The organism is Alistipes sp. AF14-19, from assembly GCF_003461645.1.
Lineage (GTDB): Bacteria > Bacteroidota > Bacteroidia > Bacteroidales > Rikenellaceae > Alistipes > Alistipes shahii.
This window is the reverse complement of sequence record NZ_QTXM01000023.1, coordinates 1-13,014: the sequence shown is the minus strand read 5'-3', so window position 1 is coordinate 13,014 and position 13,014 is coordinate 1. Positions and strand designations below refer to the sequence as shown.

13 protein-coding genes are annotated in these 13,014 nt (G+C 59.9%); 11 read left to right on the top strand and 2 right to left on the bottom strand.

The window, feature by feature from the left end; all coding sequences use genetic code 11:
• The first annotated feature begins 34 nt into the window (after positions 1–34).
• From DWW03_RS14475 to DWW03_RS14445, 8 genes are all read left to right on the top strand, one after another.
• Positions 35–1,189, top strand: a complete 1,155-nt coding sequence (locus DWW03_RS14475; RefSeq protein WP_118406934.1) for a hypothetical protein — start codon at positions 35–37, stop codon at positions 1,187–1,189.
• A gap of 29 nt (positions 1,190–1,218) precedes the next feature.
• Positions 1,219–2,904: an OmpP1/FadL family transporter gene (locus DWW03_RS14470; RefSeq protein WP_022061552.1), complete on the top strand. Its 1,686-nt coding sequence runs from the start codon at positions 1,219–1,221 to the stop codon at positions 2,902–2,904.
• A 140-nt stretch (positions 2,905–3,044) separates the two neighbouring features.
• A complete protein-coding gene (gene proS / locus DWW03_RS14465) occupies positions 3,045–4,529 on the top strand; it encodes a proline--tRNA ligase (RefSeq protein ID WP_022061553.1) in 1,485 nt (494 codons plus the stop codon).
• A gap of 206 nt (positions 4,530–4,735) precedes the next feature.
• Positions 4,736–5,635 (top strand): cation diffusion facilitator family transporter, encoded by a 900-nt coding sequence (locus tag DWW03_RS14460; RefSeq protein ID WP_015547126.1) that lies wholly within the window; start codon positions 4,736–4,738, stop codon positions 5,633–5,635.
• Between the two features lie 319 nt (positions 5,636–5,954).
• Positions 5,955–6,539, top strand: a complete 585-nt coding sequence (locus DWW03_RS14455; protein WP_022061554.1) for an RNA polymerase sigma factor — start codon at positions 5,955–5,957, stop codon at positions 6,537–6,539.
• Between the two features lie 63 nt (positions 6,540–6,602).
• Positions 6,603–6,752: a hypothetical protein gene (locus DWW03_RS16695; protein WP_015547127.1), complete on the top strand. Its 150-nt coding sequence runs from the start codon at positions 6,603–6,605 to the stop codon at positions 6,750–6,752.
• A 96-nt stretch (positions 6,753–6,848) separates the two neighbouring features.
• A complete protein-coding gene (locus DWW03_RS14450) occupies positions 6,849–7,052 on the top strand; it encodes a VOC family protein (RefSeq protein ID WP_015547128.1) in 204 nt (67 codons plus the stop codon).
• Positions 7,049–7,423, top strand: coding sequence for a DUF488 domain-containing protein (locus tag DWW03_RS14445; protein ID WP_015547129.1), 375 nt, complete (start codon positions 7,049–7,051; stop codon positions 7,421–7,423). Before DWW03_RS14450 ends, DWW03_RS14445 begins: the two co-directional genes overlap by 4 nt.
• Here DWW03_RS14445 and DWW03_RS14440 read toward each other — a convergent pair.
• A complete protein-coding gene (locus DWW03_RS14440) occupies positions 7,410–7,766 on the bottom strand; it encodes a hypothetical protein (RefSeq protein WP_022061555.1) in 357 nt (118 codons plus the stop codon). The two genes, DWW03_RS14445 and DWW03_RS14440, sit on opposite strands and share 14 nt — an antisense overlap.
• Positions 7,767–8,022: 256 nt before the next feature.
• Between DWW03_RS14440 and DWW03_RS14435 the strand changes: the two genes are divergently transcribed.
• From DWW03_RS14435 to DWW03_RS14425, 3 genes are read left to right on the top strand one after another with little or no spacing between them, the layout of a single operon-like run.
• Positions 8,023–8,616 (top strand): DUF3575 domain-containing protein, encoded by a 594-nt coding sequence (locus DWW03_RS14435; protein WP_044054779.1) that lies wholly within the window; start codon positions 8,023–8,025, stop codon positions 8,614–8,616.
• A 12-nt stretch (positions 8,617–8,628) separates the two neighbouring features.
• A complete protein-coding gene (locus DWW03_RS14430) occupies positions 8,629–9,126 on the top strand; it encodes a DUF3868 domain-containing protein (protein WP_161988216.1) in 498 nt (165 codons plus the stop codon).
• Positions 9,127–9,138: 12 nt separating this feature from the next.
• Positions 9,139–11,634 carry a hypothetical protein gene (locus tag DWW03_RS14425; RefSeq protein WP_147344326.1) on the top strand — a complete coding sequence of 832 codons (2,496 nt, stop codon included), beginning with the start codon at positions 9,139–9,141 and terminating at the stop codon, positions 11,632–11,634.
• Positions 11,635–11,705: 71 nt separating this feature from the next.
• On the opposite strand, the gene DWW03_RS14420 is transcribed toward DWW03_RS14425, so the two are convergent.
• The gene (locus tag DWW03_RS14420; RefSeq protein WP_118406931.1) at positions 11,706–12,293 is read right to left on the bottom strand and encodes an HdeD family acid-resistance protein; all 588 of its coding nucleotides are present in this window, start codon (positions 12,291–12,293) and stop codon (positions 11,706–11,708) included.
• Positions 12,294–13,014: the final 721 nt, after the last annotated feature.

Genomic DNA, 13,014 nt, shown 5'->3' with positions numbered 1-13,014 from the left:
TATCTGAAGAACTAACGCAAACATTACGTGCGCTATGAAAAAGTTGAAAATTTTATTCGGAACCGTCATCCTGTCCGCAGGCCTCGCAAGCTGCTCGTCGGCTTACTACGCCTCGGCGGGGTATGCTTCCGACGATCTCTACGCCGTGCATGACCGCGCGGAGATCTCCCGCAGGAAGCAGGCCGAGGCCGAGGCGCAGCGCGCTGCCGCCGAAGCCCGCAGGGCCGAATGGGAGGCGCGGATCGCCGAAGCGAAGGCCGCTGCCGCGGAGAATAGCTATTACGAATACCGCTCTGCGGACGCAAATCCTTACGAGAGCGTGTTGGCCGACGACTATGAAAGCGCTTACGCGCGCCGCCTGCGCGGATTCGAGTCGCCGACCTACAAGATGCCATCGAGCTACATCAATGCCCGCTACGGTTCGGCCTTCAACTACGTGTCGGCCTACGACCCGGCGTTTTACAACATCGTGGTCATGGGCGACCAGGTGTGGGTGGAACCCAAGTACATCACCTCGATGTTTGGATCGTGGGGCACGGTGATCTACTCCGATCCGTGGTACTACGGGTGGAACAGGCCCTGGGGTCCGAGCTTCTCGTTCGGCAGCTGGGGCTGGAGCTTCGGGTGGAACTCGTGGCACAATCCCTGGTACGGACCCGGTTGGGGACCGTGGTACAGTTCGTGGTACGACCCCTGGTACGGACCGGGCTGGGGCTGGGGTCCCGGATGGCACGGGCATCATCATGGTCCCGGATGGGGGCCGGGCTGGCACGGACGGCCTTATCATTCGAACATCGTGCGCCGGCCCAATCCCTACACGTCGCCTTCGGGAACCCGCTACGGCGTGGGATCGCGTTCCGGCTCGAAATCGACCGGGTCGATGCGCGGCGGCAGCAGCGGCGGCCGGAACACCTTCGGCGTGCGCGACAACAGCGGCGGGCGGAACTCGTTCGGCGGACGCTATAATTCGGGCAGCTCGTCGCGCGGCGGCAGCCGATACAACGATAACGGCTACCGCAACTCCGGCGGCAACACCTACGACCGGGGCAACAGCTATAACAGCGGCAGTTCGTCGTCCTACAACCGCGGCAGTTCGCCTTCGTCGGGCGGCAGTTACGGCGGAGGTTCGCGCGGCGGGTCGGGTACGACCTCTTCGGGAGGCAGCTACCGGAACTCCGGCGGACGTTAACGGTTGACTTTCTTAATGTGCAAACGACTATGAAACGACTGATAATCACGCTTGCGGCCGCCGCGACGGCGGCCGGGGCTTCGGCTCAGCAATGGGGCGGACTTCTGATGGACAAGGACCTGCTGATGCCGACCGATATGATCGAACTCTCGCAGACGCAGTTCAACTTCGGCACGGCGCGCGCCATGGCCATGGCGGGGGCTTTCACCTCGCTGGGCGCCGACCTCTCGTCGATGTCGATCAACCCGGCGGGTCTGGGCATGTACCGCCACGGCGACATTTCGATCACGCCGATGATGTCCTTCGCGCGCAGCAAGGGCAACGCCCCGGAGTACGGGCGCAATTCGCGCGACCGCTTTTCGATGGCCAACATCGGTGTCGTGATCAACGCTTATGAGGGTTCGCGCTCGCTCATCAGCCTCAATGTCGGCTTCGGCTACAACCGCATCGCCGATTTCAACTACGACTATGGGTTCGTGCGGCAGAACCAGGGCGCGACCATCGGCGACGCCTATGCCCGTCAGCTGAAGTGGGACGGCGTCTCGAAAAACAAATTTTATACGAACGGCGGTTCGGGCGACTGGGTTTGGCCGAACGATCCCCAGTATTGGAATGCGATGCTGGCTTACCGCGGGTTTCTGATCGACCAGACCGATCCCGACGATCCCGGGACGTGGAAACCGACATGGGTCGGGAACAATGCGGGCGTCGACCACTACACGATGCTGCGGAGCAAAGGCTCGATCGGCGAGTATGTGCTGTCGGTGGGCGCCAATATCAACAATAAAATCTACATCGGTGCGTCGCTGGGCATCCAGAGCGTCTACCAGCGCAAGTACATCGACTATGTCGAGGAGTATTTCTACGATACGCCGAGCCAGAACACGCCCGATTTCGGAAATTCCGGGCTGGACTATCAGCTGCTGCGCTGGAAACTCAACCAGAGCGTGATCGTGGACGGCACGGGCGTCAACTTCAAGGCGGGCATCGTCTATCGTCCGACGGCGAACTTGCGTCTCGGCGCGGCGATCCACACTCCGACCTACTATTCGCTCGACCGGAAATTCCAGAGCGCGGCGGCCGGACTGGCCTATGCCAACAACGATACCGATCCGAACGTGACGCCCGACAAGAATGGATACATTTCCACGGCGAACGATCCCAACATGACCTCGCCGCTGCTGGTCGACGACGGCCCCAACGGCTGGTCGTTCGTCTCGCCGACGCGGCTGATGTTCGGCGCGTCGTACACGTTCGGCGAGCGGGGCGTGATTTCGGTCGACTACGAGCGCGACTGGTACAACGGAATCCGCATCAAGGACAACCCCTCGGGGCTGGATTCGCAGTCGTGGTACAACGATTCGTTCCGCCAGAATTTCAAGGCTTCGAACATCGTGCGTGTGGGCGCCGAGTTCAAACCCCTGCCGGTGCTGTCGCTGCGTGCGGGCTTCGGTTACAGCGGTTCGATGGTCCGGGACGATGAGTTTCCGCCGGCATCGCCCGTCATCAAGCAGACGACCTATTACGGCGCAGGCGTGGGATTCGTCCTGTCCCGGGGCGTGCTGCTCGACCTGGCCTATCAGTACGTGTCGTCGAAACTGTCGGACTACTACCTGTTCTATGCCGAGGACAAGGTCGGGTACACCGAGAGCGCCCTCTATTCGACCGACATCAACCGTCACAACGTGGCGCTGACGCTCGGATTCCGCTTCTGATCTGTCGGCGATTTTCAGAAAAGCTCTCTGCAAAGGGAGCTTTTTTCAGATGGTATCCATAATTCTTGATTTTAATTCTTAATTTTTAATTAAAATCTTTAATTTTGCCGGATAAAACGCAAAATTAAAGATTTAGAGATATGGCAAAGGAACTGAAAGATCTCACGAAGTCCGACGAGAACTACTCGCAGTGGTATAACGACCTGGTCGTGAAGGCGGGACTTGCGGAGAACTCCGCCGTCCGCGGATGTATGGTCATCAAACCCTACGGCTACGCCATCTGGGAGAAGATGCAGGCTGCGCTGGACAAGATGTTCAAGGATACGGGACACCAGAACGCCTATTTCCCGCTCTTCATCCCCAAATCCTTCTTCTCGAAGGAGGCCCACCATGTCGAGGGATTTGCCAAGGAGTGCGCCGTGGTGACGCACTACCGTCTGAAGAACGATCCCGAGGGCAAGGGCGTCGTGGTCGATCCCGACGCCAAGCTCGAAGAGGAGCTGATCGTGCGCCCGACGTCGGAGACGATCATCTGGAACACCTATAAGAACTGGATTCAGTCCTACCGCGACCTGCCGATCCTCTGCAACCAGTGGGCCAACGTCGTGCGCTGGGAGATGCGCACGCGCCTGTTCCTGCGTACGGCCGAGTTCCTGTGGCAGGAGGGCCACACGGCGCACGCCACGCGCGAAGAGGCTGTCGAGGAGGCCGAAAAGATGATCCGCGTTTACCAGAAATTCGCCGAGGAGTGGATGTCGCTGCCCGTGGTCGTGGGCCACAAGTCGCCCAACGAGCGTTTCGCGGGTGCCGAGGACACGCTCACCATCGAGGCGCTGATGCAGGACGGCAAAGCGCTGCAAAGCGGTACGTCGCACTTCCTGGGCCAGAACTTCGCCAAGGCGTTCGACGTGCAGTACGTCAACAAGGAGGGCAAGCTCGAATACGTGTGGGCGACCTCGTGGGGCGTCTCGACCCGTCTGATGGGTGCGCTGATCATGGCCCATTCGGACAACAACGGTCTGGTCCTGCCTCCAAAACTCGCCCCGATCCAGGTGGTGATGGTGCCGATCTACAAGACCCCCGAGCAGCTCGCCGAGATCTGCGCCCGCTTCGGGGCGATTGCCGCAGAGCTGCGCGACAAAGGCATCAGCGTGAAGATCGACGACCGGGACAACGTGCGTCCGGGATTCAAGTTCGCCGAGTACGAACTCAAGGGCGTGCCCGTGCGGCTGGCCATGGGCGGACGCGATCTGGAGAACGGCACGATCGAGCTGGTGCGCCGCGACACGCTTGAGAAGCAGACCGTTTCGCAGGAAGGGCTTGTGGAACGTATCGAGGGGCTGATGGCCGAGATTCAGGAAAACATCTATAAAAAGGCGCTCGCCTACCGCGAGTCGATGATTACGAAGGTCGACACGTGGGAGGAGTTCAAGCGGGTGCTCGACGAGAAGGGGGGCTTCCTTTCGGCGCACTGGGACGGCACGGTGGAGACCGAGGTGGCGATCAAGGAGGCCACGAAGGCCACGATCCGCTGCATTCCGGTCGATGCAGTCGACGAAGAGGGTGTCTGCGTCTTCTCCGGCAGGCCGTCGCATCGTCGGGTGCTGTTCGCCCGCAGCTATTGATTTTCGATTTTATAGGGCATTTTTGCACTTGCTCTCGTGTGGCGCAAATGGGACGTACCGAAGTACTACCCATCTGCGCCGCACTTCGGTTAAGCGCAAACCTGCTCCTCTGAAATCAAAAATAGCTTGGAGCCGCATTTCGGTTAAATTCAGTTTCGTGATAATCGAAAAAAAAGCGTATTTTTGAATTTCAATCTTTTGAGCCTATGTCCAGCGAAGCGGAAATCCGGAAACGTAAAATCTACCGCGTGACCTTTGTGGGGTTCGTGGTCAACCTGGTGCTGTCTGTGCTGAAACTTGCCGCCGGAATCGTCGGGCGGAGCGGAGCGATGGTGGCCGATGCCGTCCATTCGTTCTCCGACCTGGCGACGGATGTGGTGGTGATCGCCTTCGCGCGGATTTCCGCCAAGCCCCGGGACGACGGCCACGATTACGGCCACGGGAAGTACGAAACCCTCGCCACGATCATCATAAGCCTCGCGCTGGGGATCGTGGGGGCCGGGATTCTCGCCGGCAGCATCCGCGACATCCGCATCGTGGTCGACGGCGGACTGCTGCCCCGGCCGGGGCTGGTGGCCCTCGTGGCGGCTGGGGTGTCGATCGTCGTCAAGGAGATTCTCTACCGCTACACCGTCCGTGAAGGCCGTGCGGTCGACAGCCCGAGCGTCGTGGCCAATGCCTGGCACCACCGCAGCGACGCCCTGTCGTCGCTGGGGACGCTCGTCGGCATCGCCTGCGCCTATTTTCTGGGCCAGAAGTGGCGTATCGCCGACCCCATCGCGGCGCTCGTCGTGGCGGTGTTCATCTTCAAGGTGGCCTTCGATCTGGTCCGCACGGGGCTGAACGAGCTGCTGGAGCGTTCGCTTCCGGCCGATGTGGAGGAGGAGATTCTGCGCATCGTGACGGCCGATCCCGAGGTGTGTCAGCCGCACAACCTGCGGACCCGCCGCATCGGGGCCGCGATTGCCGTCGAAGTGCACGTCCGCATGGACGGGGCGATGACCGTGGCGCGCTCCCACGCCCTGACGGTCGACATCGAACGCCGCCTGCGCGCCCGCTTCGGCGAGGGCACGATGATCGCCATTCATGTGGAGCCGCTGAAATAGCGGGGCGCGGCCGGGCGGAATCTCATCGGCCGCTTTTGCCGGTTCGCCGGAGGCGCGGGCCTTCATTTTGTCCGCATACGGGATGTTTCTGGCACGGATTTTGTTTGTTTTGGGCGGAAAAAATGTGCCGGAATATTGCCGGCGGAGTAGAAAAATTTGGTATTTTCGGAAAAAGTGCTTATCTTGTCAACGTAAAGCCTCCGAAAATTCCGATGTTTTCAAGGCCCGAACAAGGAATTGTAACGACATCAGACAACTAAAAAAGGATCGCCTATCGGGAAAGAAATCTACTCTTAGTAACTAATTAGGAGACAAGAGTATGAACGTGCAAGTATTAAGTGACCAGGTATTGCTTAATCACTACCTTTCAGGTGACCGTAGTGCCATATCCAAACTCATCGAACGCCATAGCCGCAGGGTGAAAGACTACATCCACATGATGGTCAAGGACCGTGATGTGGCCGATGACATTTTCCAGGAGACGTTTATCAAAGCCGTCCGTGTGATCGACGAAGGCCGTTATACCGATAACGGAAAGTTCCTTTCGTGGATTCTGCGCATCGCGCACAACCAGGTGATCGACCACTTCCGCGCACAGCGGCAGAACAAATCCGTGAGCGAGACCGAAGCCGGCTACGACGTGCTCGGGACGCTGAAGCTGGCCGAGCGTACGGTTGAGGATTCGATGGTCTGCGAGCAGATCGAACGCGACGTGCGCGCGCTGGTCGAACTGCTGCCCTCCGAGCAGCGCGAGGTGGTGATCATGCGTTACTTCTCGGGCTTGAGCTTCAAGGAGATCGCCGAACAGACCGACGTGAGCATCAACACGGCGCTGGGGCGCATGCGCTATGCGCTGATCAACCTGCGGCGGATGATCAAAGAAAAAAATCTGATCTTGAGCTGACCCCGCACAATATTCCCGAATGGGTTGCGTTATATAAATGCAAGCAAGTTAAAACCAAAGCCTATGGAGGATATCGACAAAAACGAGGTTTCAGACAACGGCATCTCCGAGGACGAAGACTTGATGATGCGGGAAGTGATACAAGGTGACGCTGATTTATGTTATCTGCACCACTATCTCTCGGAAGTCTTCCGAAAAGGGGATAATTTTTAAGGGTTAATTTTTGATGGGGAAGGGCGCCGGGAGGCGCCCTTCATTTTAGGGCTTTCAGGCCCGCTTTTTGTTCCTCGTCTCTAAAATTGACCGACTATGAAATTGAGTAACGCAAGCTTGCGGGTCTGGGACTACGGCAAGTGTTTCCGTTTTTATGCCTGTGAAGCCCTTGCCGCAAAGGGTGTCGGGTTTGTCGATCGCCCGTCCGACATACCCGGTTGGGGAGTGCGGGCCGTTCGTTTGAGAGCCCCGGAAGAGAGTCAGATCGAACTTTTCACCTTTTTTGGAATAATCCCATGACACGGATACGGATCAAACGGGTTTACGAAGCGCCGGCGCCGGACGACGGCTGCCGCGTGCTGGTCGACAGGCTCTGGCCGCGGGGCGTACGCAGAGACGCCCTGCATTGCGACGTCTGGGCCAGGGACCTTGCGCCTTCGGCCGGACTGCGCAGCTGGTATCACGCCGACCCCGGGGACCGCTGGGAGGAGTTCCGCCGCCGGTACACCGACGAGCTGCGTGCGTCGCAGGCCGTGCGGGAGTTCGTCCGCGGAATCGAAGGTGTGGACACGGTGACGCTACTCTACGCCTCGAAAAATGCGGCGGAGAACCATGCGCTCATCCTGCAGGAGTATTTGCAGAGAGCTGCCGGAGGGGCTACAACCGCGTGATCTTCGCGATTTTCGCCTCGCCCTGCCCCGGCAGCGGCTGGAAGACGATGATTTCGGCCTCGTAGGTTTCGAGGCCGGGCGTCGTGGTTTTCGCCGTGCAGATGAAGCGGTAGTTGGTTCCCGCCACGACCTGCGTGGCGACGCTCTCCGGGGTGTAGCTTACGCCGGTCATGCCGGTCGTCGCCCGGCGGAACAGTTCGCGATCGGACGCTTCGAGAGGCCGCTGCCCGGTATAGCCGCCGCACAAAATCGTTTTTTCCTGTTGCTTTTCGGTCCGTTTTTCCGGACTTCCGCATGCGGTCAGCAGCATGGCCGCAAGTGCTGCAATCGTTAATTTCAACATCGTCAGGGCGTTTTAGGTGCGAAAATTACTGATTTTCCGCCGAAAAGCCAAATAAACCGCGTGCAGGTGCCCGGACGCCGCGGTTCCGGGCCTGGGCGTTTCGGTGTTTTAAGGTTCGGTGTGTTATATATGATACGTGTATTTTTGTGTTTTATGTCCAGTTTTGCACCGTTAATTGTCTGAAATGGCGACGGGAACAGACTTTTGGGCCGGTTCGGACATGTGCAAACACGAATCAATTTGTGTGTCTATGAATATGAATAAGAAGATCCTTCCGGCGCTTCTTTTGGCCGTGTGCTGCTGGGCCGGAGCGTCGGCGCAGCAGGTGGCTGTGAAGACCAATCTGCTTTACTGGGCTGCCGCGACTCCGAATGTCGGGGCCGAGGTGGCCGTCGGGAAGCATTCCACGCTGGGATTCTCGGCCAACTACAACCCCTGGACCATCGGTTCGGACAATAAGATCCAGCATTGGTTCATCCGCCCCGAGTACCGTTACTGGGTGACCGAGAAGTATACGCGCCTCTTTTTCGGGGTACACGCCATCGGCGGCAAGTTCGAGGTCGGCGGCTTCAAGCTTCCGTTCATCGGCGACAAGGTATTCAAGGGGTTGCAGACCAACTATTACAAAGGTTCGTTCGTCGGCGCAGGCATCAGCATCGGTTACCAGTTTTACGTCAGCCCCCACTGGAACCTCGAACTTTCGGCCGGCGCCGGACTGGCCCGCCTGAGCTACCATGCCGAGCCGGTCAGCGGCCCGAAGCGCAGCTCCTACGTCGACTCCAAGCGTTTCCTGCCGATCCCCACCGAGATCGGCGTAACGTTCGTCTACCTGTTCAACTCCAAGAAATAAACGATGCGTCCCATGAAAAAATACTGCTTCCTTTTCGTATTTCTCGTTGCGGCGCTTTCGCTCCGCGCCCAGATCGTGGGCGATGTCGCCGTGACGCGCAAGGTGCTGGCCGAACGCGGCGGCGAGCTGCACATGGTGCTGGAAATATCGGTGTCGCGCAAGGCCGTGACCCGCTCGCAGAGCTGGACGATCCTGCCCGAGCTGAGCACCCCCGACCGCAAGTCGGTGAAACTCTTTCCCCACATCCTCATCAACGGCCGCTATCAGCAGCACATGCAGGAGCGCCGCCGCCGTCTTTCCGGCGCCTACTGGGCCGAGCGGCAGCCCTATATGACGATCAATGCCGATAAAAAGACCGATCAGGTGTTCCGTTACGAGATGAAGGTGCCCTACGAGAGCTGGATGGCCGGCGCCACGCTGGTGCTGCGCATGGTTCAGACCTCGCCCGGCGGCGTCAGGCGGGTCTTTACGGTCGATGTGAACGGTGCGGTGGACGTTTCCCGCAAGTAAATGCCTGCCCGGATGATGAAACAGCGCGAATGGATGGGGTATGCGGCGGCCGTTCTTGCCGCGGGCGCATTCCTGACCGGGTGCGGAAATATCCGCAAACTGGCCAAGAGCGATCCCGAAGTGGGAGTGCACCTCCCGGCCCGGTCGGCACAGAACCCCGTGGCGCAGGCCGCCGATACGGCCCGCACCCAGAAGATCATTACCTACCGCAAGCAGGACGGCACGGAGCTTTTCATTACGCCCGTGGACGTCGATTCGCTGTCGGGCGAGAAGATGATGTCGGTGGCCATCGACGAGGTGGTCATTTCGGCCTCGAACCGCCGCAATCTGGTGGAGCGCAACGGCAAGATCAACGTCGAGTTCGTCGTGTCGGTCCCGCAGGAATTGCAGGCCCGGAACTGGCAGCTGGTCGTCGATCCGCAGCTGCTCAAGGGGGCGGACACGCTGGCGTTCGATCCGCTGGTTTACAGCGGCGACCGCTTTAGGACGATGCAGCGGCGCGAATATGCGCGTTACGACGACTATCTCGGACGGATCGTCGACAGCGCGGATTACTTCGAGCGGTTCGGCGACAAGAGAGCCTATGCCCGCTATATGGACCGCGTGGCGGAGCAGCGGACGAAGTATGCCGACGCCGAAGCCCGTCTGGAACGGATGACGCCCGAGGAGGCGATGTTCGACAGGCAGGTGGGATGGACGACGCGCGGGGAGCGTCGCCGGCAGTATGCCCGGCTGCGCCGCTACGTCACGGCGACCGACCGCAAGGTGCGGGAACGGACCTCCTACACGCCGGATGCCAGCGACAAGTTCGACCATCTGAACGACTATTTTGCGCCGCGTTACCGGCATGCCTATACGGGCGACGACGTGCTGCCCGGCGGCGGGATCTACACCCGCGTGCAGGGCGAATACCCGGTCGACGGGGGTCGTGAACGCGAGGCTTACATCCGTTCGCTGACGGAGAATCCGGGGCGCGTTTACGGCGAGGTCTATACGGCCGACGATGCCGGGATACGCACGCTGGCGGGCCGGCGGCTCGCCTACACGGGGCTGCGCCGTCCGGAGGTCGAAGGGCTGCTGCGCGAAACCGGAGACAGCGCCGCCCGTGAGAATTACCGCATCCGCAAGGAGTATGCCGCCGACCGTCTGGCGGCGCTGAACGCCCTCGATACGGCGGAGGTGCGGCGCGGCATGCTGCGCGAAGGAGAGCTGCGGCGCAATTACGAGCGGGCCGTGAACAGTCCTGCGGCTTTCGCGCGCCTGGTGCGCCATCCCTATTATGCCGACGCACGGCTCGACACGGTGATCTGCCGGCCCGACGGGCGGATCGACTATTATTACACCGAGCAGGTGCAGGCCGACGAAAACACGTCGAAACTCTATCTCTGTCTGGCCGGGGAGGTCGAGGACCGGAGCGGCCGCACGCACCGGATCACCCGGTCGGACACGCTGACCTACAACGTGGCCTCGATGACCACGTTCCTCGACGAAACGACGCGCTACATGCAGCGCATCGTGCTGCGCGACGCCGAGGCCAACGCGCGCTTCTTCTTCACCTTCCCGTCGGGCAAATCGACCCTTGTGGACACGCTGACCGCAAATCGCCGTCAGATCGCCGCCGTGCGTTCGCTGACGCGCGGCCTGATGACCGATCCGGTCTACATCATCGACAGCATCACGCTCCGCGCCACGGCTTCGCCCGAGGGAACCTGGCAGGTCAACGAGCGGCTGGCCCGCGAACGCGCCGAGGCGCTGCGCCGGGTGCTCGTGTCGGAGTTCCGCACGCTGTACGACTCGCTTCGGGTGTCGGGCAGCTATACGCTCGACGAGAACGGACGGCAGGTGCTCGACAGGTCTGCCGGGGAGCAGCTTCCCGACCTGCCGAACCTGCTGCGCACGAAGTGGCTGGCCGAGGACTGGGACGAACTCTACCGGCTGGTAGCTGCCGACACGCTGATCGCCGACAAGCAGGAGGTGCTGGCCATGATGAAGTGGGAGGGCAATCCCGACACCCGCGAATGGCGTATCCGGATGAAATATCCCAAGGCTTACGAGCGTATGCGCCGGGTGATCTACCCGCAGATGCGCGCTGTGGATTTCCGGTTCAACCTCCACCGCCGCGGCATGAAGCAGGATACGGTCTACACGACCGAGGTCGATGCCGAGTACATGCACGCCGTGGAGCTGCTCAAAAAGCGGCGGTATGAGGAGGCGCTCACGATCCTGCGTCCCTACGAGGACCGCAATACGGCGCTGGCCTACATGTCGCTGGGGTACGATGCCGCGGCGTACCGCATTCTGCGCGCCGAGCCGGACGCCGCTTCGACGCCCGACATCCAGTACATGCTGGCCATCCTTGCGTCGCGTCTGGGCGACGAGGAGCAGGCCGTGACCTATTTCCTGCGCTCGGTGGAACTGCGCGAGAACCTGAAGTTCCGCGGCAATCTCGATCCCGAAATCTCCCGTCTGATCCGCAAATACGGGTTGTTCCGGGAGGATTTCGAATAGATGCCGCCGGAGAGATGAAAACCGGGACGCTCCCACGAGGGAGCGTCCCGGTTTTTTCGTCGCCGGACGTGTCAGCGGTCGCTGTGGAGGCAGTGCTGGGCGTTGCGGAGCTGGAGGGCCAGCGAGAAGGCCGTGATGCCGGCCAGGAGCAGCGTGATGCCGACCCAGACGATGACGGCCGTCGTGCCGATGACCAGCGGCTGGAACAGAATCCACAGCGAGCAGAGCAGCAGCAGCACGCCCGTGAAGATGGTCCAGCCCGAACCGGCGATCTCCAGGGCGCTCATGTCGCCGCCCAGTCCGATGGCGCTGAAACCGCGCATCATCAGCCAGAACCCGAGGAAGATGGGCAGCGTGGCGGCCGAAAGCCCGACGTTGAAGATCAGGATGATGCCGAGGATGATCTCGATGATCCCTCCGGCCATCATCCAGCCGCGGCCCGTGATGAAGTGTTTGTTGGCCGAGGAGAGCACGACCTCCAGGATGCCCGAAATCAGCATCAGCCATCCGAAGACAAGCGACATGCCCAGGTAGCTCTGGGCAGGGTAGACGAAAATCAGCACGCCGACCGCGAAGAGCGCGATGCCGATGATCAACAGCAGCCACCAGTAGCGGACGGCCTGTTTCGAATTTTCGATCAGTGAGGAAAAGTTGTTCATGGTATGAGGAATTTCTTCCTCTCGGAGCAATTTGCGTACCAGAGCCGTCGGGCCGCATACGCGGAAAAGGCCGGACAATCAGCCGGATGCCGGGCAGGGAAGCCGCGGGGCGCAGGGACGGGTTTCGGATTGACGAGGCGGGACCCTGATTAGCGGGGCAGGGTTCGGGTTGGCGGTCCGGGGCGGACTGGGTTGCCGGGATACGGTGGGGCGGGGAGAACCGTTTCGCCGATTTCGGGACGGAGATACCTGCTGTTTCGAAGCGCATCCGTCATCTTTTTCAAAGCGGAGAACTGGAGCGCGAGGCGACTGTTTCCGAAATGGTTCGTCCGCTCATCTGGAAAGAGATCATATTTATATATAGTATATTTTATTCCATCCTTGTTTTTGGTTTGGCGGAGCAGTTTCGAAGCGGTCGCTCTGCCCGATTTCGCCGTCGGTCTGAAGTGCGAATCTGTTCTTAAAATGCGCATTTTGCAAGACTTTTTTATGCATTTAGAGCGTAATTGCTGATGATTTTTTTGCGAAAAATTAATTAGGATAAAATCTTTTTATTATTTTTGCGACAGAGAGAATCCTCTTTCCTCGTCAAATCGCGAGGGGGGGGGGATTTTTCCTTGGCGCCGTTCTCGTGTCAAGTCGATAAAATCCCGAAAACTCGATAAGTAAACCCGTTGGTTGAATTAAAAAGTTAGTAAAATGACAAATGAAAGGTTGTGCA